Below are 26496 nucleotides of genomic sequence, written 5' to 3' on the forward strand. Positions count from 1 at the left end.
TTAAATAGCAAGGCAATCCAAGCCTGCATTAATGCCAACTTTTAGCGCACGGCTCTCTCCCAAGAGCCATTACCCTAGACCTGATACAGGAATCGTATCAGGTCTCTTTTTATATAGAGTAAGAGGTGTAAATCCAGCTGTTTTGAATATGCATGTACAGTAGGCATTTAGAGCAATATATAAGTTTTGCTTGCTAAAATGTATTGGTGACAGGTGCGACTTTCACTGAAAAAATTGACAACAACAAAAGCATATATAAACAAAAAAGACATATTTCCTGAGATGATTTTTACACAGGAGTATCGTTTATTATCGCAGCTCTTAATATATGTCAATTTCAACACCACCTATACTTCCACATAGATTGAATATAAAAATTAGAATTAACAAATATAATCGGATGTTTTAAATCCAATCTAAAAGCACATCCTCTGCTCTTCATATATCCCGATGAATGATCATTACGCAGCGTGACAATAACCAAACTGCACTGCAGGCAAATATTGATTCATCTGCGTTATTATTTTCGAGTTTTCGCTAAACTTCCATTCATCTACAAAAACTAATCTAGTTGGATTATTGCCCTTATTGTATTAGGATTGAGCGAAATTAATGTAGGGGCTTGAAAGTTGCATTAATTTTCACCTAAATTAAAACTTCAGTTCCAATTATTTAGTTTAAACACGTGACTATTGTTGCAATTTATTGCGCTATATAGTTGAATGCACATCGCATTTAGTGGCTGCGATATATCAGACTTTATGTATTTCTATTATTTTACTTATAAAACAATTGCGAGTGTAAATTAAACATTCGTTGATACGTCAGGGATAAAAAATGATTAAACATCATGTGGCGAAAAAAATTGTATTAGCAGTGGCATTGGGTTGTGCTTCTTTCTCCTCGCTCGCAGAAATCACGCTATTAGAGCAAGATCCGCAGGCTGGCGATCCACTTAGCCGCTTGAAGTTTCAGGTTGGGGGTAGTATTCGTCCACAGTTCATTGATGAAATGGGCAACAGCGATAAAGGCTCTTATAAACGCAACGGTTATGACGGCGGAACGCGTTTTCGTTTCTCTGCTGATTATTACCTGTTCGATGATGTTAGCCTGATTGGTTACTACGAATTAGGTGTGAATGTCCCAGCGCTGTTTAACTGGAATAATCACTATGCAGATGGCGCAGCAAACACCGATCGCCGCATGCTGTTCGGAGGTTTGAAAAGTGCAACGTGGGGTACTCTAACCTACGGTAAGCAAAATAGTATCTACTACACCGTTGTTGGCGCGAAAACGGATATCTGGGACTTCGATATGCAGGCTCAGGCTCCAGGTAACGGTTATAACGGCAACTATGATGGCTCATACCGCAGCTACAATCTGGTCCAATATAAAAATACCTTTGGCCCCGTTGATCTGTATGTGGGCGGTGTTTTACATGATGACTCCCACCCTGCTGGCGTAAATAATGGCAACCCACTGCGTTATCAACGTAAAGGCGGCGGCGCATTGGGTGTGGATTACCACATCACCGATGAGCTAACCTGGGGTACCGCGTACAGCTATATCCAACAAAGCATCAAGCAAAATAACGGTGCGGATAGTGGCAAAAACGATAATGGCCAACAATTACTGGGTTCTGGTTTAAGCTGGAAACCTGACAATTGGACTCTGGCAGCATCTGCCGGTTGGTATCGTAATTTCTTAATGACCGGTGTTAAAAACCGTCATGATTACTTTGCTGGAAATGGCTACGGCGTTGAATATTATGCGGGTTATACTTTCCCTATCAGCCAATATCTGGTGAAAAATATTACACCTTATTATGCTGGTGACCGCCTGAAATTTAACACTGGTCGTGATTATCAGAGCAACCATCAGACGCTGGGTATTTCCACCAAGTTTGATTATGGCTTCCAGATCGACGTCGAACATGTATTCACAAATACCACAGACAATAAAAGTGACCTGAATCTAGTTCGCCTGCGTTACGACTTCTAAGTTAAATCAATTTAATTACTCAAGCACCTAAATCCTATTTAGGTGCTTTTTTAAACAAAACCCTAATCTAATCTCACATCTTATCAAGATTATTTGCCGCGTTATTAAACGCCTTCGCTAAAGAGGCATCAGTCCCTTTCAACGTAATTGAATTCATATAAGCCAGCCATTTTGTATGTAGATCATTAAGCGCAGCTAACTGGGCAGAATCTGTCGTCACGCTTTGGACTCGGCTAACCTGAGGCTGTACGATATCTATGGATGCTTGACGTATTTCACTGCTGCAGGATTCAATTTTCGCTTTCTCACTGGCATCTGTAGTTTGCTGTGCCCACTGTGCCGCCACGACATTTTTACGTTCCGCATCGACACCCAACTTGCGCATGTTCACTAGCAGATCTGACGTAGACTCGATTATAGGATAGTGGCTTGCCGCAGGGATATCGCAGGAGAAATAGCTCTTAAATGGCGATTGCCCCTCGCTGCTTGCACACCCCGCCAATAATAGCGAACTCAAACATAGGGTAAGAATCTTTTTCATCCGATAGACCTCGTTATTTTTTGTTGTTCGATAATAGCAAGACAACGAGATAACGCATATCGACGAGAGATAAAATGGCATTTCATGGATAACATGTGGCGTAAAAAAAGCCGCATAAGCGGCTTATAAACGCAATACTAACCGACAACCCAATTATTTTTGTGGAATAATGAGCATCTGCCCTGGATAGATTTTATCTGGATGCGACAGCATCGGCTTATTGGCTTCAAAAATGCGCATGTAGTCATTGGCGTTGCCATACTGTGCTTTGGCTATCGCACTCAGTGTATCACCTGCTTTAACCGTATAAAAATGGCTCTCAACACCAGATTGCGCAGCCGCGAGCTGATCGTCTACTTTGCTAATGCCTGCGACGTTACCAATCGCAACCAAGATCTTCTCTTTCAGTTCCTGACTAACTCCCTCGCCTGACACCGTGGCAGTACCATCATCAGCAACTTTAACGTCGACCTTATCTGCTCCTGGTAAACCAAGCTTATTGATATGCTCTTTGAGTTTATCATCACGGTTTCCACTCACCGCATCCCAAAGCTTTTCTCCCGCATCTTTAACGAAACTTAGCAAACCCATTTAGACCTCCAATAACCTATGCCCAACCCAAATTGGCGAGCACAATTGATATCATTGATAAATTTAATCCTATTAAGCTTAGCAGAATATCTAAGATAGTCCGTTTTCAGCCACCATTAGATTTGTCATTATCACGTGCCAAAACTGTAAAGCGAATAATTATGCTTAATAACAATGAATTAATAACTGAATTCAAACCATTTGCTCAGAGGGTGAACCCGATCACGCTTCACATTAAAGCATCGCGTTATGGTACTTAAACCGCAGGTCATGAAGGAGTCAAATGAAGAAGTTGATTTCATTAGTGTTGGTTGTTGCTTCAAGCACAATGTCGGCCACCTCGATGGCTTACCCGGCGGAAACCCACCCAAATGGCGGGACGGGATAACACCTACTGGTGGCTCTATTCCAAACTCAATTTATCTCTAGAATCAAGGCCTCATTCGAGGCCTTGATTTTTTATCACCTAAGACTCAACGGTCTGCGACGCAGCTGGTCGCAAGAAAAGCAGAATGACGATAATACCTAGCGCAGAGCATGCTGCGCCAACGGCAAATACCGATGAATAGCCCAGCGTGGTTGCCAAAATACCCGTTAATGGCCCAGCGATAGCGTAGGAAACATCCTGAAAAGCAGCATACCCGCCCATTGCAGTGCCTCGTACATGAACCGGTACTCTTTTTACGACTTCAACACCCAAGGCGGGGAACATTAATGAGCACCCGGCTCCCGTTAAAGCGGCACCGATAAGAGCAAAAATGGAGGTGCTGGCTAAATAAATTAGAACCAGCCCGATGGTTTCAACCACCAGCGATGCAATAGCGACCTTCATTCCCCCCATTCGGTCTGGCAACTGGCCAAACAATACTCGCATTAGTACAAAAGAGAGCCCGAAGCTGGTGAGTGCCAATCCCGCATGTGCCCAACCGTGAGAGCTAAATAATAGCGAAATGAACGTGCCAATAACGGCAAAACCGACACCTTGCAGCGCCAGAGCCACACCTGGTTGCCAAATTTTACCCAGCATTCGCCACATAGGGATACGCTGCCCAGCATGAGGTGCAACGGGCTTTACTTTGAAATTAATCAAAATAGCGACAAGCGGTAAAATCAGAGTAGAAATGCCTAATGCAGCAAATCCCCAATATTGATTCAGCAGCAAACCAAGTGGCGCACCTGCTGCAAGAGCACCATAAATGGCCATGCCCGTCCATGACATGACTTTACCTGAGCGGGATGGTCCTAATAGACCTAAACCCCAGGTCAAGTTTCCTGTTAAAAGCTGGCTTTCGCCGAAACCTAATACCAATCGTCCAACCAAAAGAATGACAAATTTAGTCATGGCATCAACCGGCAACAACGCAGCCAATAGATAAGCGACGCCCGCCAACGAGCAAGCCAACATGCCTTGAAGCGTGGAGCGCTTAGCGCCCTGTTGATCGGCTAACCGTCCCGCATAGCCGCGAGTAAGTACCGTTGCAAGAAACTGCATTCCCACAGCGATCCCCACCATGGTATTACTCATGCCTAATTGGTTATGCACATATAAGGGAATAACCGGTAAAGGTAATCCTACCGTGAGATAAGTAAGAAAAACGGCTGACGTCAAAGGAAACAGCGCATGATTTGCTTTGGGGGTACTAATAAAATGAGATTGAGACATACAAGTGCTAACTCCAAAAGCAAGGAGAAGCTAAAAAGAAACGCCTTCTCCCCCGCGTAAATAACAAACAGGATTAAATGCGTTGGATGACGTGAACGCTTACGCACAGATTGGCTATCAGTGTTGAAGTGGAGCTTAGTGAGATTTGAAATTTATGTCAATTAAACCATGATCTGGAGCACAGAAAACAACCAAGTAACTAATATGCAAAAAAATACAAAATAAAGCGGCCCTAAGAGGCCGCCTGACAAACGCGAATTTATTAACATCATCGAGATTTATTTTTGAGGATTGGTGTCATATTCAGAGCAAGACTGATAGCCCTTATTAAGAACCTTTCCGGTATCATCAAAACTCACAAAATAGTTTTGTGGTTTTTTATCTGTTCCACTAATCAGGTAGGTACTACAGGTACCGCGAGCATTAACCATAGTAATACTGGTTGCCGGCTGGCCGGCAATATCAACAACCTGTTGCTTGGTCATGCCAACTTTAACGTCTTTAACTACAGGTTCGGTAACATAACTTGCCGCACGGTCGTAAGTACTACAGGCAGATAAAGCCAAAGCCGTTGTCAGTGCGGCGATCCCCATAACAGCTGATTTTGTATATTTCATTTTCTCTTTCCTTGTAGCTATTGTGTTCTATAAGCCTAGGAGAAGAATGACCATTATTCAAACCCATCGCTTTTTTTCCTTAAGTTCGCCCGCTTTTTAAGATTGATCCGAAAGTCATTTTATCGGTTAAATATCGTCCTAATCAGCGATTCTTAGCCATACTTTAGCCATTGGCTTCAATGCCATGCACGGTATACTGTCCCAACGAAGTATTAAGTTTCCTTACCATTTACCGAATTTGGAGTCACATCATGGGATTATTAGATAACCTAGGCGGTATTTTAGGTGGCCAAGGTGGAAACGCCGATCACATTAAAGCCATCTTAGCTTGGGTCGAACAGCAAGGCGGTATCAGCGCGTTAGTTGAGAAATTTCAAAGCCAAGGGCTCGGCAGTATCGTTGAGTCATGGATTAGTAATGGCAGCAACCAACCCATTTCCGGCCAACAAGTCGAGAATGTGTTTAGCGTTGAATCCATCACCTCGCTTGCAAGCTCTCTAGGTATTAACACCGATAGTGCATCACAACTATTGGCAACCTATTTACCTAAACTGGTTGATGGCCTTTCACCTAACGGTGAAATTCCACAAGGAGGATCATTAGTCAGTGCAGGATTAGATATGTTGAAAGGTAAATTCTTTAGCTAAAGAATAACATTACCTTGCCGCTTATACGGCAAGGTAATCGAGAAGAAAATAATGCTTCACGACTACATCGTTATTATATGGTTCAGCCTATTTTACTTTTACCCAGTAACTTTAGCCATTACAGGTCTTATCGTTTTTTTAGTATGGCCGAAGAGAAAGCGAGTAGTAATTAAAATACTGCTATTAACTCTCACCATCTTTATTCTTTTGCTTATCTATAACGCGATTGAACGACATGTTCTAGGGTAAGACGTAATCAAGAGGCGTCAAACGCAGGCTTTAGCCGCTTCCAGCAGGGCTTGCTGGCTGTTGCCGCGCGATGTTAGATAGATTTCCACATCGGACTGATTGTCGCTTATTGTTTGAATTTTTGCCGATGCCATTTCGCCTTGCCCATCTAAATAGCTCGCAATAGTATGCGTGTTATTATTGTTATAATAACGTGTAGCCGGATTAATATCAGACCATTTTTTATTTAGGCACTGAGAATAGATACCCGCAGCTCGGCTTATTTTTAGATCCATGACCTGATGCTTATTTGCTGTAATTGATTCAGGACTACTGCATCCAGCCAATGCGAATAAAATCGCGGCAGTCAATATGGTTCTCATTGGTTAATTCCCCTTCTGTTGGCTGAGATCATACTCTGCATGAATAGCTCGCGTGTTGCCGTTAGTGTGATCGATATCACGCACTATCCCGGCTTTGATAAAAAGCCTCAAGGAGAAAAGTCTTAAAGGAAGAGTTTGAGTGTTTCCATACAAAAGCTAAACCATGGAAACACTCAGCAAAGGAGCCCTTAGTGATAGTTAATCACTAAATGCCCCAGATTGGGGTGACCATCGATGGGCTTCAAATGAACATCAGCCACATTAGTGGGCAAACTCACCTTATCACCGCTTTTTAACACGCTGTGGGCACGTTCTAGGTAATCCCCATCTCTGTAGCATGATGAATGGAAACCTTTGCCGTTGGGTGTAATGTCACAGGTTGACTCTACGATCGAACCTACGAAACGAATTGTGCCCTTGTTAGCGGCGTATACTGGCGCATGCAGGGCAAGCAACAATGCTATCCCGCCTACCCATGCTCTATTCCTAAGCATATGTAACCTCCATTTATTATTCACCTTAAGAATACAAATTAAAGAGAAAGATAAACTTGATTTACATCAGCTGAATATTCCACATGCCACTATTTTAATAGTTTGAAATGTCAATTACCGTAAAATAGTTGCAATAAAATAAAAATATTTTTTAGAAATTATACGCAACTGTTTAATTACCCTAACAAAACCAACAAATAGCGGCATTTTACTCATCAATCGCAGCATCCATCAGAAACTCTGAACTGAGTTCAGAAGCTAGCCATTGCCGTTCTAAAAATCCGAATTAGAAAAGCAATATCTAACCCATTGAGCATTCATCATATGAATATGTTAGGATCATGCCTGAAAGTAAGGAAATAGAAGTCATGATTAAGCAATTTTATTTTTGGATGGTCGTTGGTTGTGGGTTGTTCTTGTTCATGTCCGGCTTTGTGATGAGATCAACGTTCGAAGGCGCAATGGGTGCATTATTGATTTTGTATAAAACAGTGATGGACTAACGGTTCTACCCATCGTTTGGATGGGTAGTGATTCGAGGCACAATTTATAAATCGTTAAGCGGAGTTTGTTGCTGGCAGAGATAGTCATAGAGCGCATTCACGTCATTCTGCTGGCAAAGGCGAGTTCCTTTATTTAGGGTTGCGGCACTCCCCGCAGCAACGCCATATCTAACAATATCCAGTAAATCAGCCTGCTGTGCCAATTTAAGCACCATCGCCCCTACCATGCTGTCACCTGCACCAACGGTGCTTTTCATTTTTACCGGCGGTGGAACAACCTGAACCCAATGATGCTGCCCAACCGCCAGCGCTCCCTGAGCACCTAGCGAAACCACTACGTATTTTGATTTTCCAGTCGCGACAATAGACTGTGCCGCTTCAAGCACGGCGCTAGGTTCTGCCAGTAGATCTTTACCAGTGAGCTCAGACAACTCTTTTTGATTCGGTTTCACCAGCAGTAGATTGCCTACGTCTAAACCCGCCATCAACGCACGACCAGAACTATCAAGAACGCATTGGATATGTTTATTTTGTGCCTGACGCAAGAGTATCTGAAGCTCTTCAGTGGTGACGCCTTCAGGCAGACTTCCGCTGATAACCAAAATGGATCCCTCAGGAATACCCCGTACGCGCTCACGTAAACGGTCAAATTCCTGTGGCGTCAATTTCGCTCCAGGCATAACGAAGCGGTACTGCTCTCCGGTTATCTCTGTGTGCACATGCATGTTTTGTCGAGTCCATGCCTGTGTTGTCACCGTTTGAATAGCCACTTGTTCTTGCTCAAGCAATTCGGCTAAATGCTGCCCAGTTGGACCGCCTGCGGGAAAGATGGCATTTGCCTCTCCACCAAGGTGGGCTATCGCACGAGCCACATTGATTCCGCCGCCACCGGGTTCATAAACCGGCGCTGAGCAACGTAATTTACCATCAGGATAGATTTTGGCCGTTGTGGTGGAGCTATCAAGCGAAGGAGCTAGCGTCAGCGTAAATATCGGTGTCATAACATCTCCTCGTTATATGAATGTTTTTCTCAGGCTACCACTTCACCCCATGTATTCATTGTTTTAGTTCATTAAAGGATCTTTCCAGCCGAGCTAAACGATCATTCGATACACTGTTCTTCGGCTACTTGCGGACAGCCCTGAACGATATGATTATTTTATAGGCAATTAAAATAAGATAAGCCGATCTTGATCGTGTCACAAAAAAGTCATACTGCAATGTTATTGATATTGGTGCTATAACAAATAGGTCAGCTTCATGCTGACAGACACATATTTTGACGGATTTATGTATTACGGAGCCTGTATGAAGCGAATCATTAAAGGCGATACAAACTTCTCTCACCTCGTTGTTGCGCATGCAGCGATCGATCAGCATGCCAAAGCCTATGGCCTTGCCCGTCAAGGATGGCCTTCTACTTACCATATTAAATATCGAGATAAACTCATCGCGGTGGAAGTTGTGACCCGCCGTCAATCCTACGTTGCCACCGTTATGGTTGGCGCTCGAAGTTTAACCAAACTATGCGGTATGCCAGCCGCTGCATAAATCACTTCCGGTGGTACTCTGGCAAGTGCCACCTTACTCAGACCAAAACAAAGAAGCGGCTTTACGCCGCCTCTTATCGTTACCTATACAAGCAATATCCGTGCTGACTACTGACAAAGCTGACGCGCGTGTTTAATAAAAGGCGTTACGCTCATCTTTTGCCCCGGACGATTCGGATCGTCCAGCAAAATCGTCTCTAACGGTAATGCAGCCATCTTCTTGGTTTTCACCAAGCTATTTGCCTTCTCATCTAAAGGATACTGCGCCAGCGTGCTTGCATTGATGATAAACAATGCCTGATTTTTCGTACACTGTAGCTGCACTTCTTCTTTTACGAAGGCCCACTGGCTACCAAATTGCGCTTTACTTACCGTCTCCACGGTACGTGCCGCTAATGCATCCGCAGATAAAAAACCGCCAGCCAGCGTCAATAATCCTGTCAGTAATACACTTTTTTTCATCACGAAGTTCCACTATCGTCCAATCATAAACTGTCGTTATCTTATTCTAAATAGGTGGCTGAGTTGCGAAAAAACTCACCGCAAGCAGTACCAATAGGGCCAATATCCATTCAACAATGGCATTACCCGCCAGTAGCGTTAATGCCCGTTGCCGGTTTTGCCCCATGCTCCGCACCACGTAGTAGCGGTTATAAAGCGCAATCGCGATCATCATCGCCACCAATAGGATCTTCGACCACAACCCACGCTGATAGATAGAGTCGAACGCCAGCGGCCAGCGACCTAGAATCCACGCCGCATTGCCTATTCCCGTGACTATTACCAGAGCCACCGCAAGATGTCCCCAACGTGAATAACGAATAACCGCCTGCATCGCAAAGGCTTTGTCGGTGCTCGAGAGCTGTCGTACACAAAGCCAGAACGGTAACAAACCACCAAACCAAAAACCACCGCTCAGCAGGTGAATACCATTATTAACCCGGTGTGCAATACCGCTGATGCCCTGCTCCGCCGATGCATGGCCTGTGTGAGCCAAGGTTATCAGCAATAGAGCAGAAATAAATATGAATAAAAAACGGCGAATATTTGGTGCGAATAAAGGCGTTATCAGCAGCAAGGAGGAAAATATCAGCTGTAACCGCCACGCTTCGCCAAATGTTGTTTGCATTACAGCAAGCCAAATTTCCGGGCTGAAAAAGTCTTGCCAGCCATCGCCCATCTGGCCTGCTTGTAACGCCACCATAAGCCAAGAGCTAAAAGCGCAAAGCGCTAAACTCGCACCTAATAACATTAGGGTTTGTGTTTCTAAGCTACGCCGAAATGCGGGTGGAGCGATCCACCCGACAAAAAGAGCCAAGCCAAAAATTTGTAACGCACTGGCAAAATGAACCCAACGGCACAAAACATAGAGAGCCGTGATACTCATAGTCAGCCTTATTTAACAGAGAAGGTATACTGACCCTTGGTTTTATGTCCATCGACGGAAACAACGTTCCAGCTCACCGCGTATTCGCCTTTATTTAAGGGCTGGGTGAAAGGAACGGAAACATGGGTTTTATCATTTCCCGCGACGGATAACTTGCCTGTTGCGATGGGTTGATTTTCTGGCCCTACAACCGTCACTTTGCTAAACCCCGTTTCAATACCTTCACTAAAAACGAACGTCAGCTCAGAAGGCGCACTCACTTGGCTTTTGGCCGCCGGAGTTTGATCGGTGAGATGCGCATGAGCAAATACCTGCGGCGAAACTGCCAGCAGCAGCGCGGCACCGATACCAGATAGATGAAATTGAGCCGTTTTAAGCATTTTCATAGAGTCGCATTCCTTTTATAAGTCGCAGGTAAGCGCATTGGTGACGTTCGCAATCAGATTTGGGCTTTCAGGCAAAGTGACCAAATACGCTAGCATATTGATTTTTATCTTACATTTTCCTCTCACGTATTGCCATGAAGTCAGCAACAAAATCACAACCGGATATTTACGTTTTTCTACTATGCGATAAACGACTTACTGACATACTTTTCCTATTCGTCGTCATCGATTAATAAAATCATATAAATCATTATGTTGAACTATCTATACAAAATGTCGCTTGCAAGTTTGGGCGTAGAGAGCTTTAGTTAACAGGCATACCAACCTAACTACGGTTAAGAGAGGCCAAAATGAGTAAGGGAATGGATAGCAAAAAGAATGCGAAGAAAAAACCGTTGAAGAGCCCTGCAGAGAAACGCGCGGAAAAGAGAGCAAAACGCGCACATCCAGATGGTGATTAATCAGTAAACGTATCTCGTATCTTAAACCCGCCATCGGCGGGTTTTTTATTGCCTAAATTATGCCATCAGCATAGAAAACACGAGTCGGGAAAATCAGCAGTTCGACAATAATATCGCTACAGTGCTTCGATCTTTATCCCCTTCGTTATTTGTGTCTTAGATACTCGAATAGAACGTTGAGCAACCAGTAAGCGTTCTCGATATCGACATATCAGTCATATTTTTCCTCTCGATTATTTTCACCCAAAGTGGTCGCCATGCCGTGTCATATTTAAATACCACACTGCTCAAAATTTACCAATTCTTGATTATATGTGCTGTTTATTATTTTAAGCATGAATGGCCAAAGAATGATTTTGTCCAGCGGGAGAAATGAACATAGCCAAATTACGGCGAGAGATATATGGCGAAATGGCACAAATAGCTAAAAATCTATTTATGAAAGGCATTATTTGACAAGTAATTTCTTATTATAGTCTATCTTCAGACTTTTCCCATAATAGAGAAAATGGACATCCCGCCCACAACAAAAACTCACAAGTTATTGATAATAAAGGGCTTTATTAAACTTAAAGATAAAAAAACCGAACCTTAAATAAAGGTTCGGTGTAAAAAGAATCTTAAGACACAGTAAAAAAATGCAGTAACAATGATGAGATTTAATTATACATCATATTCGTCATTGTAATTTGCAATTTGTGTGGTGAGCGATTTCTTATAAATCAGGCAAGAATATTCGAACGATGAATTATCACTTAAGGGTATCTTTTTTCGAGAGAAAATGGGGAGCACTACCTACGCTTTGTATATTTATCTTTGCGTCATTTACATTTCAATACATTTAATTACCATAAAAAATAAATAAACGTCGCATAGGCACTTTTTATTTATAGCGCATTAAACATATTATTAAGCTATGCTTGTACCGTGAACTTTGACTGATGGAACGCACTTAAGTTCACATAGCGAGTGTAAAAAAACATAAATAAGCAGTGGCACATATAACTGACCTTGGCCGGTCAAAAAACTAAGAAGGAATATCATAGTGAAACGTAATCTGCTGGCAGTAATCATCCCTGCACTTTTAGTTGCAGGCGCAGCAAACGCTGCAGAAATCTACAACAAAGACGGCAACAAGCTGGATCTGTTCGGTAAATTAGATGGCCTGCACTACTTCTCAGACGACAACGGTTCAGACGGCGATCAGTCTTACGTTCGTTTCGGCTTCAAAGGTGAAACTCAGATTAACGACCAGCTGACCGGCTATGGCCAGTGGGAATATCAAGCAAACCTGAACCATGCAGAAAGCCAGGATAACAACAACTTTACCCGTGTTGGCTTCGCTGGTTTGAAATTTGCTGAGTTCGGTTCTTTGGATTATGGCCGTAACTACGGTGTGATCTATGATGTTGGTTCTTGGACTGACGTGCTGCCAGAGTTCGGTGGCGATACCTACGGCGCGGACAACTTCCTGTTCCAACGTGGTAACGGCATGCTGACCTACCGTAACACCGACTTCTTCGGTCTGGTTGACGGCCTGAACTTTGCTCTGCAGTATCAAGGCAAAAACGATAGCCCAGAAGAATCCAACAATGGCCGTTCAGTTCAGGGCCAAAACGGTGACGGCTACGGTATGTCTCTGTCCTACGATCTGGGCTGGGGCGTTAGCGCAGCAGCAGCATACTCTTCATCTGACCGTACCAACGAACAGAACCGTATGCAGTATGGTCACGGCGATAAAGCAGACATCTACACCGGTGGTCTGAAATATGACGCTAACAACGTTTATTTAGCCGCTATGTATACTCAGGCTTATAACGCTAACCGTTTCGGTGATTTCTCTGCAAGCGGCCCAGATGCAGTTTACGGCTTTGCTAACAAATCCCAGAACATTGAAATCGTAGCACAGTACCAGTTCGACTTCGGTCTGCGTCCATCCGTTGCTTACCTGCAGTCAAAAGGTAAAGACCTCGGTAACGGCTATGGCGACCAAGATCTGATGAAATATGTTGATGTTGGTGCGACTTACTACTTCAACAAAAACATGTCTACCTACGTTGATTACAAAATCAACCTGCTGGATGACAACCGCTTCACTAACAACGCTGGCATCAACACTGATGACATCGTAGCACTGGGTGTTGTTTACCAGTTCTAATTCGTTAATTAACGAATTTTGCCATGTGAATGCAAAAAGGGGCCTTTATGGCCCCTTTCTTATTTGCAAACATTTCATTTAATCGACATGAGAAAATTCAGCAAGGCTTCATTGACCCACTCGGGCTGTTCAAGCGTGCAAATATGACCTGCCTGAGGCACAACAAGCTGCTTGCAATTCAACATTTCGGCCATCAGATAGCCTTCTAACGGTGGTCTTGGTGCATCTTGCTCACCGGTGATTACCAACGCAGGCATCTTGAGCTCTTCCAGCAGCGGACAGCTATCACCGCGACCAAAGATCATGCGGCCAAGCGGCACAATACTTTGGCGTAAAACGGATTCGGGTAGATTGCTTAGATGCTCAGTTAAAGCCTCTAGCAAATGGGGCTCGGGTTCACGGCGGAAAAACATGGGTGCGATTTGTTCAACTAACACGGCAGGTACCTTTCCGGCTGCATCAATCGCATTTAGCATGGCGTCGTATTTCTTGAATGTGACTTCAGGCTCCAATCCAACAAAGGTATCCATCAGTACCAGCGCACGCACGCGGTCGGGAACCATCGCGGCTAACTCTACGCCCCACATTCCGCCAACAGACAACCCAACGACGGCAAATTCATTGATATCCAGTGCATCCATCAGAGCTAAGTGATCGCTGGCTAAATCTTTCAGAGAACGTCGTGACTCTGGCAGTTGATCTGACTTTCCATGCCCCCATAAATCTGGCGCTATGACGCGGAAATGCTGACTCAGCGCCTCTATTTGTGGCGCCCACATGTTGGAGTCAAACATATAGCTATGGCCAAGAAGCAGAGCAAAACCTTCGCCGCGATCGATATAGTGCATTTGACGGTCGTTTACTTGGATAAAAGGCATGGCGTATCCTTGCGAATAGAATAAAAATACAAATAAAAAACCTATGCCGTAAGCAATATTACGCTCACAAACATAGGTCTTAAAATCTACTGATGAATACCGGCTAATGCCAGAATAAAGGCATATTCTAACGCAATATCTTCATAGGCTTTGAAGCGCCCTGATTTGCCACCATGCCCAGCATCCATATCTGTGTAGAGTAGAAGCTGATTGTCATCCGTTTTCATCTCACGCAGTTTTGCCACCCATTTTGCGGGTTCCCAATATTGCACCTGAGAATCATGTAGCCCAGTGGTCACCAACATATGTGGGTAATCCTGCGCTTTCACCTGATCATAAGGGCTGTACTGCTTGATATAGTGGTAGTACTCAGCATCATTCGGATTGCCCCATTCGTCATATTCGCCCGTTGTCAGCGGAATAGATTCATCAAGCATCGTGGTCACGACGTCTACAAATGGTACCTGAGCCACGATACCGTGATACAACTGAGGAGCCTGATTCACAATCGCTCCCATCAGCAATCCCCCAGCGCTGCCACCCATGGCGTACACCTGTTTGGCATCGGCATATTGCTCATCAACGAGGTATTGAGTAACGCTAATAAAATCGCTAAAGGTGTTTTGTTTATGAAGCAATTTGCCATCGTCATACCACTGTTGCCCAAGATCCGCACCGCCGCGAATATGAGCAAGGGCAAATACAAACCCGCGGTCAAGCAAGCTTAAGCGGCTAACGCTGAAAGCAGGATCCATGCTGCTTCCATAGGAACCATAACCATAGACCAATACAGGGTTGTGCCCAGCACGGAAGAGATCCTGTCGATAGACGATGGAAACCGGCACCTTCACACCGTCGTGAGCTTCCACCCATAACCGCTCGCTGCGATAAGCACCAGCATCAAAGTTTTTGACCTCTTGCTGCTTAAGCAGCGTACGCTCCCCCGTGTCCATATTGATTTGGAATACGGAGCTTGGCGTAGTCATTGAAGAATAACCATAGCGTAGCAGCTCGGTATCCGGTTCTGGGTTAAACGACAGCCACGTCATGTAGGTTGGATCATCGAAACGAATATGTTTCTCTTCACCGGTTTGCCAATTTATCTGACGCAGATTTGTTAATCCCTGCTCCCGCTCCTCAACCACCAGCCAATCTTTAAACAGGCTAAAGCCTTCAAGCATCACATCATCGCGCGCGGCAATAATAGCCTGCCAGGTCTGTTCTTGGCTCGAGGTGGCTTGATAAAGACCAAAATTTTTTCCATCTTTATTAGACCGGATATAAAAGGTATCGCGGTAGTGATCCAAACTATATTCATGGTCGCGGCGACGCGCTGAAAATATTTCTGGATTAGCGTTGGTATCGTCAGCATCCAACATCAAGATTTCAGAGGTTGTGGTGCTCGAAATATGAATCAGAATATATTTGTTAGAAATGGTCTTCTCTAAGCCAACGTAGAAAGTATCGTCAGATTCTTCATAGATCAGTTGGTCTTCAGCAACCGATGTTCCTAAACGATGGCGATAAACCTGATAAGGCAGCAGCGTTTGAGGATGTTTACGTACGTAATAGAGCGTGGTGGAGTCGTTAGTCCACTCAAAGTGCCCCGCCGTATTCTCCAGAACTTCATCGTACCAGCTGTTGTCGCTCAGACGTTTAATGCGAATGTCATACTGACGCCGAGAGAGAAAGTCCTCAGCGATAGCCATCAGTTGATTATCAGGGCTAACTTCAATGCCGCCTAAAGCGTAGAAATCATGTCCCTGAGCGCGCTCATTGCTGTCAACGAGCAATTCCCAGTCGCTATTATCTGTCGCATCAGCCTTTTGTCTAACATACAGCGCATATTCCTGTTCAGGTTTATATCGCGACTGATATCGGTAGCCGTTACGTTGATAAGGCACAGATTCATCTTCTTGAGGAATACGCTCAACCATTTCATTAAACAGTTGCTCTCGAAGTTCTTCTTCACCACGCATGCACGCCTGAGTATAGGCATTCTCAGCTTCAAGATAACTCAGAACCGCTTCGTTGCTGCGTTCATCGTCACGCAGCCAATAGTAATTATCGATTCGTGTATCGCCATGCATTTCCATGACGTGCGGATGTTTTGCTGCAATCGGTGCTTTCTTCATTGTCTACGCTTACCGCCTGTAATTTGATGCATGTAACTTAGAAGCGCTCCCCCAGAGATAACTAACGAAAGGGCAAAAATTAACGCTTGTAGTCGACAGGAGATAACTCCCCTCTCTCTACATTATTATACGACCTGCGGATCTCGGTAAGCTGTTTACATACGATAAAAAAGTTTTTTTCATTCATCGGGCTAAAAAGATAGTAGCCTTGCAGCGCTGGACAGCCTAACGCTGCCAACGCTTTAAACTGCTCTTCTGTTTCAACATGCTCTGCTATCACGTTCATATTCAACGCATTGGCGATCAAAATGAGATGCTCAACCAACAAACAGGCATCAGGATTTTGCATGGCATGGATAAGCTCGCCGGGAATTTTGATCTGCGTTAACGGCAAATCGGCTATCAAAGAAAGTAATTGATAGTTATCTCCAAAGTGGTCAACTGACAACCCACAACCTAATGCACGAAGTTTATGTAATTCCGACATGATTAACGGATCGCTAAACAAATCATTATCACCGAGCAACTCAATGACTAACCTATTTGCGGGAATACTATAGCGCTGTAAAACATTACCAATCTGTTCAGTGAATTCAGTTGTGTAAAGTTGAGCTAATGGCAAATTGAATGACAATATTAAGTCAGGGGATATTTCCCGATGTACGCGTTGCAGCAATTGGCAAACATTATCAGCAATCCAAAGATTCAACGCATGCATCAAACCAAAACGTTCTAAAGAGTCTAAGAATTCATAGGGCAAAAGCGTCCCCTGCTGAGGATGACGCCAACGAACTAAGGCTTCAGCACCTAATAAGGTGCCATTAATATTGCATTGTGCTTGATAGTCTAAATAAAACTCATGCTCAGTGAAGGCCGATTGCAACGCTGTTTGCAATGCCATCTCTAATTCCAAAGGAGAAACACTCTGGTCTAAAACACCCAAAATATTATAGTGCTTATTATTCATTTTGTTATCTAATTATTAATAAAATGATGCTTGATTTAACTGCATTCAGATTAGAATTCGCTAATCTCAAAACACTTAAATTACAATCCTAAAGAAATAGTGAATATTCCTACAACCTACCACCGAGTTTGCACATTAAAATGGCGGCCTATCGCTACCAAACATCACATCTATCGTAAAATAACATGTGTATACTCGATAGCACTCTCGGCCATGACATCAAGAGATAAATTACACCAAGCAAAACGAGAAGATATCTCAATAAGTCTTAAATTTCAAAAAGATAAGCTTTATCGCAAAACTATTTTACATTATATTCTCTGATGTGAGAAACATACAAGTTAGCACTTTTACCCTAATAAGCAAAATTTTTAGACCATGATGTCGGACTAAGTCAAATGCTCAGCTCAAGATATTTATTAGCTTCATATTTATAGTCAAAAATGTTTCTTTGCGCTTTGGATTTTAAATCCATGTCTATCAGGGCAATAACGGGAAAATTTAATAGGAATAAGATTTATAACTGAGATTAATACATATGGACTTTGTGGTTTTTCCTAAAAAGAAATTTTAAAACCTCTTTAACTTTAATAAAGAGGTTTTAGATGATACAAAAATAAGCTTTATTCTGGGTGGGAATATTCGAGTTTGCCAGCTTTGCAATCAACGTTAACGGTATAGTTTTTGTCAACTTTTGTACCGCGTACGGTGAGCTTAAGCACCCAGTCATTCCCCTTTTGGGTAACCTGATCCTGATTCACCCACACCACTGGCGTACTCGTGCCCAGCAGCGCCTTATCATCAGCCCAGCGCGGAATTCGATTTTGTAAGAAGTCGTTCTTCACCATTGTAGAAAGCTGGGTTGCCGTAGTTTGCTCACAGTTCGCAATGGTAACCACCCGCTGCTCACTTTGCTGAGCTTGAGCAACACCCGCCGAAAGCGCCAACGCTAATCCAGCCACACCTAACGTAATTTTGTTCATTTTCAATCCTCATTTAGCTTTGGCGCAGAGATCTTCCCCGCAGCCGATGGCTATTCCATGATATGAACGCACGCTCTGTGTGCCTGAACACGGCAAAGCGCGCTAACGTATGTGGAAACTAATCACATACAGTTCATTAAGCCCTGGATAAATCTCGCTGATAACCTGCTTCAGCTCGTCCAGTGTCATATTCTCTTGCGCCGCATGAAGCTCCGTCAGTTCACTCATCAACACAGGGGTTACACTCTCAACTTCGATCGTGCAGAAATAGACCCCGTCTTCATAGCGACTCACGCTGAGCAACTCTCCTTTCTCGAAGTGAGACTCGCTGCTATCACGGATCGTGATGGTTTTCTTACCTGACAAAATATCAGCTTCAAAACGACGGTAAAATGTTATCTCACGTTTCATTCTAGATCCAGAAAAGTAAATAATATGTGAACTAAAACACTAGGCGGCGTTATCAATCGCAACTTTTACCTTTTTAGGCGTATTTTTTTCTTCGTCGCCTGCTTTTAGCGATTCAAGAGAGTTACCACGCAGCAGCAACGAAAGCTGATCTTTATGCTCTGCAAGGTAAAAACTGAGCGATTCCAAAACGCTGTCTTCTAAATCAACAGATGAATCCGCCAGCCACTCACTTAAATTGTCTGCCAGATCCAGCATCTTATCGTAAGCATCGGCTTCTTTTTTACTGGCAAAGGTCATTTTTTCTACTCCATCACGAACTACCACGTACTGAATTTCAACGCTCATAAACCACTCCGAAATACTGTATATAATATCAGTATGTTTATTTTTATCTCTTTCTGCAAAATTGACAACGATTAAAAGTGACGTTTAGACATAAATGTTTAGAAATAGTAGAACATCGCCACTCGCTGAATAAGCCCTGCACTGCGTTCTTCCAGCAACGCGCGTTCTAAGAAAGGAAATTGCTCATCCCCCACCAGCGTAAAGCCGACTTTCTGATAGAAAGGCGCATTCCAAGGTAAATCTAGAAACGTTGTCAGTCCTACGCCGCTGAAACCACGCTGGCGAGCTGCAACTAAAGCGTGATCAACCAGATAGTGCCCGATTCCGCGCTGGCTGAATGCGGGTAGCACATTCACCTCAGCTAAATGAGCGAATTCACCGATAACCTCGAGCATGACAAAGCCAATAGGTTTCTCATTGCGGATGGCTACCCACAGGTTTTGCGCCTCATGTGCCAGCAATAAGCGCTCAGCAGATAGCGTAGCATTGCGTAAAGATTCTGGGAGTCGGTCTGCGGGAAACTGTGCGGCGGCGAGACGTTCCACTTCGGCCAACATCGTAAGATGCTGCAATTCTGCGTACTGGAACGTTATGTTTTCATTAGTCATTGCTTGGTTCTATCCATTCTGAGGCTAAAATGCAAAAAACCCGCACTCGGCGGGTTTTGTCAGCATGATAGTATCAGCTTAATTACAGCGCAATAACATCAGCCGCAGACGGGCCACGTGGGCTGTCCTGAATGGCGAATTCTACCTGCTGGCCTTCAGCCAGAGTTTTGAAGCCGTCACTCTTGATGGCAGAGAAATGGACGAATACATCTTTGGAACCATCAGCTGGAGTGATGAAGCCAAATCCTTTGCTTTCGTTGAACCATTTAACGTGACCAGTTTTCTTGCTCATTTAACTTTCCTTTACTTAAAATTACTTGCCGTTAGGCATGGTAGACCCGTTTACTAACATAACCTAGACGAATCGTGTCCTAACGCTCGGTTAATTAAACGCCCATTTAAGAATAGGCAGAAATATAAGCCGAATCATTAAGCAAACAAAAACGATATGATTACATCAGCATTTCAGGCGTCAGTATTAACGCATAGTTTCATGCTCAGCGCAAATATTTCGTGGCTGATAGCCTTGTTTATAAATACTGTACGTACAGTCTGTTCTAATTCTATATATTGACAAATATTAGCCTATGCAATAATCAGCAACTAAAAAATAAACTGTTAATAATCAACAGAGTAAAAAAACACACAGTGCTTACATTATTTTTTATTAATACGCAAAAACATTCATAAATAAAATAGCGATGTACATCACAAATATAACTTTGATGTCGATAAAACAAACGAACAAGGCTTTGAATAACAGACTGAAATAAACAGCGCGTCGCTGTCATCTTTTTATTACACGAATATATAATAAACACAGGATCCGCAATCAACACTGCGGACCCCCTTCATTATCAGCGAGGAACACGAATTCCACCTTCCACGCCTTTAGGGCTTAGAAGGACTTGCCAGAGTTGGATGTTTCTTGCTCTAAATGCCCCTGCGCACGCATTAAGATAATAAGTGAACATCCGATAGAATCGATCGCTATAGTTGTCTTTAATTTCCGGCCAGCTTTTCTGGAATGCTTCAAACCAAGCCATCAATGTACGGTCATAATCAACGCCAAAATTATGCCAGTCCTCCAGCACGAACAAATCTTCACTGTTCGAAGCAATATGTGCCACCGACGGTAAACAGCCATTCGGGAAGATGTACTTATTGATCCATGGGTCGACGTTCAGGTCAGTCTGATTAGAACCGATGGTGTGGAGCAAGAAAAGCCCATCTGGTTTTAGATTGCGCGCGGCCACTTCGAAATAGGTACGGTAATTTTTTGGCCCCACGTGCTCAAACATCCCAACAGAAGCAATACGGTCAAATTTTTCGTTTAAGTCTCGGTAGTCTTGTAGCAAAATCTCGACATCTAAGCCTGCACAACGTTTTTGCGCCATTTTTTGCTGCTCAGCAGAAATCGTCACCCCTTTCACCGACACACCGTACTCTTTCGCCGCAAACTGTGACAATCCTCCCCAGCCGCAGCCAATGTCCAGTAAGGTCATTCCCGGCTTCAACTGCAGTTTTTCACAGATCATCCGCAATTTTGCCTGCTGAGCCTGCTCCAGCGTTTCTGCATCTTTCCAGTAAGCGCAAGAGTATTGCATATACGGATCGAGCATTCTGCTAAATAGGTCGTTACCCAGATCGTAGTGCTCTTTCCCCACGATCCATGCACGTTTCCGGGTCTGATAATTAAAAATGCGAGCTGAAGCAATTCGTACAATATCACTGAAATGTTTCGGCAAATGCTCATCAAGTTCAGCGGCTAAAATGTGTTGGAAAAAGATATCTAAACGATCACACTCCCACCAACCGTCCATATAGCTCTCGCCAAGCCCCAACGACCCCTCTTGCAACACGCGATGAAAGAACTCGGGGTTTTTGACGCGAATATCCTGTGGCCGAGTCCCATTAATTGTAATTCCGGCCTGACTTAGCATTTCCTTTGCAATTCTGTACCAATTGTCTTCTTTTAATTCTGTCTCAACAACACACGTCGAACTCATGGTTCACTTTCTCCCCTATACCGCGCTAACCCTCCAGCTGCACGGCTATTGCTGTTTTAATTATTCAAAATTCAGTACCAAACAGGGATTCACCCTCGCCGATAGCTGTATTTATCATACAATACATTCATCATACAAATGAAAATTAACTTAATCAACCTGCGATAAGCTGATTGAACTTAGCAACGTATTTTTTTGTCTGTTGCCTGCATCCAACCGAAACTCATATATAAATATAATTAATCTCCGAAATAAATAATTAGCAACATATGTTATTTCACCCCAGTTTGGCTGACCTATCGTGTTCCTCAGACCTGAGCAAAATTGGCAGCCCAACGTTATTTTCATGGTGCGAATTAAATCGAATTACTGACACGCAAACGTTTTCGTATATACTGCAATCGATTTTTTGCAAGCTCATAGGATGATGATTATGTTGTCGATTGGAACTGCGCTCCGCCCACACGCCACTCGCGTCATGCTTTTAGGGTCCGGTGAATTAGGTAAAGAAGTGGCTATCGAATGCCAACGTTTAGGTATTGAAGTTATAGCCGTTGACCGCTATGCCGATGCGCCCGCCATGCAGGTTGCCCACCGTAGCTATGTGATAAACATGCTAGACGCTGAGGCCCTTAAAGAATTGGTCGAGCGTGAGCGTCCAGATTTTATCGTGCCAGAAATTGAAGCTATCGCCACATCGATGCTGGTTGCGTTGGAAAACGACGGACAAAAAGTCGTCCCATGTGCCCGAGCGACCCAGCTCACCATGAATCGCGAAGGCATCCGTCGTCTGGCGGCTGAAACACTAGAATTGCCCACCTCTCCTTATCGTTTTGCCGAAACAGAGGACGAATTCAACGCAGCTACGCAAGAAATTGGTCTGCCGTGCATTATCAAACCCGTGATGAGCTCATCCGGCAAAGGCCAAAGTTTGATTCGCCATGCCGATGAAATGGCTAGCGCGTGGCAATATGCCCAGTCTGGTGGCCGTTCGGGTCAAGGGAAAGTGATTGTTGAAGGTCTGGTGAAATTTGATTTTGAGATCACCTTACTCACCATTAATGCCTGTGATGGTTTACATTTCTGTGCGCCAATTGGTCATCGTCAACAAGACGGCGACTACCGCGAATCATGGCAGCCTCGGGCGATGAGCGACAACGCACTCGCGAAAGCTCAGGAGATCGCGGGTAAAGTCGTCACGGCTTTGGGTGGCTATGGACTATTTGGCGTTGAGCTATTTGTTTGTGGCGACGATGTCATTTTCAGCGAAGTCTCTCCACGCCCACACGATACTGGCATGGTAACGCTGATTTCTCAGGATCTGTCAGAGTTTGCGCTGCACGTTCGTGCGTTTCTTGGTTTACCTATCGGTAATATTCGCCAATTTGGCCCTAGCGCCTCTGCGGTGATCCTGCCACGTTTGCACAGCAACGATGTTGTCTTCGAAAACGTGAAACAGGCACTCAAGCCACAAACGCAGTTAAGATTGTTTGGCAAACCAGAAATCGACGGCACCCGCCGTTTAGGCGTTGCGTTAGCGTATGAAGAGACGATTGATAAAGCGATTGCACTTGCCAAGCAAGTCAGCGGTTGTGTGGTAGTGAAAGGATAAAACATCAGGGCGCGGAAACTCTCCGCGCCGCTTCATTACTGACTATTCTTCGTTTTGACTTTCGTTTTCGTTTTCATCTTCATCATCAAATGAGACTTTGATATGGTCGCCAGTGTGGTTAGCACGGATTTCCGCTGCGACTAAAGCAATGGCTTCGCCGCTGCTCATCCCTTGCTCCATCAGTTTATGAATGCGATCGGCAGCCTCTTGCTGTTCTGTATGTGATAACGCTGGCATTCCGCTGTTCATCAATAACTCCTGCTGCTGAATGGTAATACGGGGGCAAGAGTATAGCTGCAAACCGCGCACAAGCCTAGATAATGCAGGGGCATTTATCCGCTAATCTTGCCTGTAATTTATGATAGTCTTATCTTTGTCATATCAACATCGACGTTGAACCAAAATATCTGCATACCTATAAAAGTGATCTCTCGTCCATGACTGCCATAACCTCTTCACCTGCTGCACTATCGCGTATTGATTTAGACTATACACCGGATGCCATGCTGGATTATTTTGCTCCGCTCGCGCAGCAACCTTGGGCAATGCTGCTGTATTCCGGCGGCGCTAATCATCCCCATAATCGGTTTGATATTTTAGTCGCCCAACCGTTGCTAACCTTAACCACCCGAGGGCATCAAACTGCCATCGCCGAAAACGGCAATATACGTTTTAGCGAGCAAGATCCTCTGCGTTTGGTTCAAGCGGAGCTATCGCGTTTGCTTCCAGCGATGTCAGAACAAGCCGATACCCCGTTTTGCGGTGGTGCCGTCGGTCTCTGGGGTTACGATCTTGGCCGACGTTTTGAAACCCTACCTGAACGAGCCGCTGCCGATTTATCAACGCCGGATATGGCCGTGGGAATTTATGATTGGGCATTGGTTGCCGACCACAAATTAAAACGCTTAACCTTATTCGTTCATGGCGACGCTCAATCACGCCTTGCGTGGTTGGCCGCTCAGGTCAAAACGCCGCAGCCTTCTCGTTTCCAGTTAACGTCATCTTGGCAAGCCAATTTAACCCAGGAAGAATATAGCCAGCGATTTGCCCGCATTCATGATTATCTTCATGCGGGCGACTGCTACCAGATTAACTTGACCCAACGCTTCAGCGCGAGCTACCAAGGTGATGAGTGGCAGGCTTTTTTACGCTTGAATGAGCAAAATAAAGCCCCGTTTTCAGCGTTTGTACGCTTATCTGAAAGCGCCATTTTAAGCGTATCGCCCGAGCGTTTTTTACAGCTGGAACAGAAAAATATCTCAACGCGCCCCATTAAAGGTACGTTGCCACGCTTAGCCGACCCTCTAGCCGACCAGTTACAGGCCAAGAAACTGGCAAGCTCACGTAAAGATCAGGCAGAAAACCTGATGATTGTCGATCTCATGCGCAATGACGTCGGACGCGTCGCTCAAGCGGGCAGCGTGCGCGTTCCAGAGCTCTTTGTTGTGGAGCCCTTCCCCGCGGTACATCATTTGGTAAGCACGATCACCGCAACGCTGCCAAACAATCTCGATGCAACAGATCTACTACGCGCGTGTTTCCCCGGCGGTTCAATCACCGGAGCGCCAAAAATTCGCGCCATGCATATAATTGAAGAATTAGAGCCTCAGCGACGTAATGTCTACTGCGGCAGTATTGGCTACATAAGCTGCTGTGGAAATATGGATACCAGTATCACCATACGCACGCTGTTGGCTGAGGATAGCAAGATCCACTGTTGGGCTGGCGGTGGCATAGTTGCTGACAGTCAAGTCGATGCGGAATACCAAGAAACCTTCGACAAAGTCGGGAAAATTTTGCCGATCCTTGGCGACGTAGAGGTGTCAGCATGATGCGGCTTTCTCCTGAACTCACCGAGTTTGTGGCGCGCTTTCAGTTGCAGGCTCCCATCCAAACAAATGAAGGTCATAATCTGCGCCAAGCTGCCGTTCTGATCCCTATTGTTAATCGCCCGGAGCCGACGCTGTTGCTAACTCAGCGTTCAAGCCATCTGCGTAAACATGCTGGGCAGGTGGCTTTTCCGGGAGGTGCTGCGGATGCAACCGACGGCTCTTTGATTGCGACGGCATTACGCGAGGCTCAGGAAGAGATCGCGCTACCTCCCGAGAGCGTTCACATTATCGGACAGCTACCGGCGGTAGATAGCATCACTGGCTTTCGGGTTACTCCCGTGGTTGGACTTTTGCCTCCCAGTATCACCCCTATCGCCAGTGAAGACGAAGTAGCTGCCGTTTTCGAAATGCCGCTGCGGGAAGCGCTCGCCCTTTCCCGATATCATCCGCTAGATATACACCGCGGCGGATATAGCCACCGAGTCTACCTGTCTTGGTATGAGCATTTTTTTGTTTGGGGTATGACGGCCGCAATTATTCGCCGACTGGCTCAGCAGATCCACGTTTAGCCAGCCCTAACTAATCATCAAACAAACTAATCCGATATCTCAACAATAGGGTTAGTTTATTCCCTCATCGACATGGATTAGAGATTCCTCGATCCCTATCACTCTCTTTTTTCTGTTATCCGCTAAAGTAAACCCTACAAACCTTGGTAAATACGGGTAAATTCGTGGCCCATTACTTGATTTATCTGGCATATGTCGCAATATCATAGATAAGCCACTATGAATTAGCCTGTTTGTAGTGACAGATATTTCAGTCAGATTATCTTTTCACAGGTAGGAAAATGCCGAACCAGTGCAGGTTATTTGTCGCATAAATCGGCGTACAGACCTCACCCGATGTAGGGTTAATCAATTTTTTTGCGTTTGTTGTAGATAAATTGAAGGATTGAACGTGCGTCACCCGTTAAGTTCGGCTATTGTTGGCGCGCTTTAGTCATGGCGTGAGCAATATGCGAATTCTTACATTAAATTTTATAATGTGAAACTGCTTCCACGGCAGCAAGCGCATTGAACGTTAAAGCAAACAGCACCAGAAAA

The 26496-nt window shown here is 44.5% G+C and carries 27 protein-coding genes; 7 read left to right on the top strand and 20 right to left on the bottom strand.

Annotated elements, in window-relative coordinates; all coding sequences use genetic code 11:
- The first annotated feature begins 852 nt into the window (after positions 1–852).
- Complete coding sequence (locus tag RSC70_RS16310; RefSeq protein ID WP_332543029.1) at positions 853–2001, top strand: porin; 1149 nt, start codon at positions 853–855, stop codon at positions 1999–2001.
- A 73-nt stretch (positions 2002–2074) separates the two neighbouring features.
- Here the strand turns inward: RSC70_RS16310 and RSC70_RS16315 are convergent, their stop codons facing one another.
- The 4 genes from RSC70_RS16315 to osmE form a co-directional block, all read right to left on the bottom strand.
- Entirely contained in the window at positions 2075–2542 is a 468-nt protein-coding gene (locus RSC70_RS16315; protein WP_046449283.1) for a hypothetical protein, read from the bottom strand.
- 153 nt (positions 2543–2695) lie between these two features.
- A complete protein-coding gene (lysM, locus tag RSC70_RS16320) occupies positions 2696–3133 on the bottom strand; it encodes a peptidoglycan-binding protein LysM (RefSeq protein WP_025801085.1) in 438 nt (145 codons plus the stop codon).
- Positions 3134–3599: 466 nt separating this feature from the next.
- Positions 3600–4796: an MFS transporter gene (locus tag RSC70_RS16325; RefSeq protein ID WP_282807105.1), complete on the bottom strand. Its 1197-nt coding sequence runs from the start codon at positions 4794–4796 to the stop codon at positions 3600–3602.
- A 278-nt stretch (positions 4797–5074) separates the two neighbouring features.
- Positions 5075–5413, bottom strand: coding sequence for an osmotically-inducible lipoprotein OsmE (osmE, locus tag RSC70_RS16330; RefSeq protein ID WP_046449249.1), 339 nt, complete (start codon positions 5411–5413; stop codon positions 5075–5077).
- Between the two features lie 251 nt (positions 5414–5664).
- Between osmE and RSC70_RS16335 the strand changes: the two genes are divergently transcribed.
- Positions 5665–6060 carry a YidB family protein gene (locus RSC70_RS16335; protein ID WP_332543005.1) on the top strand — a complete coding sequence of 132 codons (396 nt, stop codon included), beginning with the start codon at positions 5665–5667 and terminating at the stop codon, positions 6058–6060.
- A gap of 266 nt (positions 6061–6326) precedes the next feature.
- On the opposite strand, the gene RSC70_RS16340 is transcribed toward RSC70_RS16335, so the two are convergent.
- The 3 genes from RSC70_RS16340 to pfkB form a co-directional block, all read right to left on the bottom strand.
- Positions 6327–6671 (bottom strand): RNA helicase, encoded by a 345-nt coding sequence (locus RSC70_RS16340; RefSeq protein WP_025796763.1) that lies wholly within the window; start codon positions 6669–6671, stop codon positions 6327–6329.
- Between the two features lie 188 nt (positions 6672–6859).
- Positions 6860–7165, bottom strand: coding sequence for a type 1 fimbrial protein (locus RSC70_RS16345; protein ID WP_040044878.1), 306 nt, complete (start codon positions 7163–7165; stop codon positions 6860–6862).
- Between the two features lie 547 nt (positions 7166–7712).
- Entirely contained in the window at positions 7713–8669 is a 957-nt protein-coding gene (gene pfkB / locus RSC70_RS16350) for a 6-phosphofructokinase II (RefSeq protein WP_332543006.1), read from the bottom strand.
- Positions 8670–8976: 307 nt separating this feature from the next.
- Between pfkB and RSC70_RS16355 the strand changes: the two genes are divergently transcribed.
- Positions 8977–9219: a DUF4060 family protein gene (locus RSC70_RS16355; protein WP_008813610.1), complete on the top strand. Its 243-nt coding sequence runs from the start codon at positions 8977–8979 to the stop codon at positions 9217–9219.
- 107 nt (positions 9220–9326) lie between these two features.
- Here RSC70_RS16355 and RSC70_RS16360 read toward each other — a convergent pair whose 3' ends face one another.
- Genes RSC70_RS16360 through copC form a run of 3 tightly spaced genes read right to left on the bottom strand, consistent with a single transcriptional unit; the run spans position 9327 to position 10991 of the window.
- Positions 9327–9680 (bottom strand): YebY family protein, encoded by a 354-nt coding sequence (locus RSC70_RS16360; RefSeq protein WP_332543007.1) that lies wholly within the window; start codon positions 9678–9680, stop codon positions 9327–9329.
- Positions 9681–9726: 46 nt separating this feature from the next.
- The gene (gene copD, locus RSC70_RS16365; protein ID WP_304184360.1) at positions 9727–10605 is read right to left on the bottom strand and encodes a copper homeostasis membrane protein CopD; all 879 of its coding nucleotides are present in this window, start codon (positions 10603–10605) and stop codon (positions 9727–9729) included.
- A gap of 8 nt (positions 10606–10613) precedes the next feature.
- Positions 10614–10991 carry a copper homeostasis periplasmic binding protein CopC gene (copC, locus tag RSC70_RS16370; protein WP_063587052.1) on the bottom strand — a complete coding sequence of 126 codons (378 nt, stop codon included), beginning with the start codon at positions 10989–10991 and terminating at the stop codon, positions 10614–10616.
- Between the two features lie 1506 nt (positions 10992–12497).
- Here copC and ompC point away from each other — a divergent pair.
- Positions 12498–13610: a porin OmpC gene (gene ompC, locus RSC70_RS16375; RefSeq protein ID WP_332543008.1), complete on the top strand. Its 1113-nt coding sequence runs from the start codon at positions 12498–12500 to the stop codon at positions 13608–13610.
- Between the two features lie 74 nt (positions 13611–13684).
- Here ompC and RSC70_RS16380 read toward each other — a convergent pair whose 3' ends face one another.
- The 9 genes from RSC70_RS16380 to cfa all read right to left on the bottom strand — a co-directional run bounded on the left by RSC70_RS16380 (position 13685) and on the right by cfa (position 21946).
- A complete protein-coding gene (locus tag RSC70_RS16380; protein ID WP_115102579.1) occupies positions 13685–14488 on the bottom strand; it encodes an alpha/beta fold hydrolase in 804 nt (267 codons plus the stop codon).
- A gap of 86 nt (positions 14489–14574) precedes the next feature.
- A complete protein-coding gene (locus tag RSC70_RS16385; protein ID WP_332543009.1) occupies positions 14575–16623 on the bottom strand; it encodes a S9 family peptidase in 2049 nt (682 codons plus the stop codon).
- Between the two features lie 79 nt (positions 16624–16702).
- The gene (locus tag RSC70_RS16390) at positions 16703–17590 is read right to left on the bottom strand and encodes an EAL domain-containing protein (RefSeq protein WP_332543010.1); all 888 of its coding nucleotides are present in this window, start codon (positions 17588–17590) and stop codon (positions 16703–16705) included.
- A 623-nt stretch (positions 17591–18213) separates the two neighbouring features.
- Positions 18214–18573: a protein YebF gene (gene yebF, locus RSC70_RS16395; RefSeq protein ID WP_040044869.1), complete on the bottom strand. Its 360-nt coding sequence runs from the start codon at positions 18571–18573 to the stop codon at positions 18214–18216.
- Between the two features lie 102 nt (positions 18574–18675).
- Positions 18676–18984 carry a N(4)-acetylcytidine aminohydrolase gene (gene yqfB / locus RSC70_RS16400; RefSeq protein WP_040044868.1) on the bottom strand — a complete coding sequence of 103 codons (309 nt, stop codon included), beginning with the start codon at positions 18982–18984 and terminating at the stop codon, positions 18676–18678.
- Positions 18985–19023: 39 nt separating this feature from the next.
- Positions 19024–19329 carry a YebG family protein gene (locus tag RSC70_RS16405; protein ID WP_025796792.1) on the bottom strand — a complete coding sequence of 102 codons (306 nt, stop codon included), beginning with the start codon at positions 19327–19329 and terminating at the stop codon, positions 19024–19026.
- A 98-nt stretch (positions 19330–19427) separates the two neighbouring features.
- Entirely contained in the window at positions 19428–19937 is a 510-nt protein-coding gene (locus RSC70_RS16410) for a GNAT family N-acetyltransferase (RefSeq protein WP_332543011.1), read from the bottom strand.
- 82 nt (positions 19938–20019) lie between these two features.
- The gene (gene cspE / locus RSC70_RS16415) at positions 20020–20229 is read right to left on the bottom strand and encodes a transcription antiterminator/RNA stability regulator CspE (protein ID WP_004094959.1); all 210 of its coding nucleotides are present in this window, start codon (positions 20227–20229) and stop codon (positions 20020–20022) included.
- Positions 20230–20794: 565 nt separating this feature from the next.
- On the bottom strand, positions 20795–21946 hold the full coding sequence (gene cfa, locus RSC70_RS16420; RefSeq protein ID WP_332543012.1) for a cyclopropane fatty acyl phospholipid synthase: 1152 nt from the start codon (positions 21944–21946) through the stop codon (positions 20795–20797).
- A 433-nt stretch (positions 21947–22379) separates the two neighbouring features.
- Here cfa and purT point away from each other — a divergent pair, with 433 nt between their 5' ends.
- Positions 22380–23558, top strand: coding sequence for a formate-dependent phosphoribosylglycinamide formyltransferase (gene purT / locus RSC70_RS16425; protein WP_332543013.1), 1179 nt, complete (start codon positions 22380–22382; stop codon positions 23556–23558).
- A gap of 42 nt (positions 23559–23600) precedes the next feature.
- On the opposite strand, the gene RSC70_RS16430 is transcribed toward purT, so the two are convergent.
- Positions 23601–23807: a YoaH family protein gene (locus tag RSC70_RS16430; RefSeq protein ID WP_046457022.1), complete on the bottom strand. Its 207-nt coding sequence runs from the start codon at positions 23805–23807 to the stop codon at positions 23601–23603.
- A gap of 188 nt (positions 23808–23995) precedes the next feature.
- On the opposite strand from RSC70_RS16430, the gene pabB reads away from it, so the two are divergent.
- Positions 23996–25390, top strand: coding sequence for an aminodeoxychorismate synthase component 1 (gene pabB / locus RSC70_RS16435; protein WP_332543014.1), 1395 nt, complete (start codon positions 23996–23998; stop codon positions 25388–25390).
- Entirely contained in the window at positions 25387–25959 is a 573-nt protein-coding gene (locus RSC70_RS16440) for a CoA pyrophosphatase (protein WP_282814193.1), read from the top strand. Before pabB ends, RSC70_RS16440 begins: the two co-directional genes overlap by 4 nt.
- The last annotated feature ends 537 nt before the right edge of the window (positions 25960–26496 follow it).

Source organism: Hafnia sp. (genome assembly GCF_036648275.1).
Taxonomy (GTDB): domain Bacteria; phylum Pseudomonadota; class Gammaproteobacteria; order Enterobacterales; family Enterobacteriaceae; genus Hafnia; species Hafnia alvei.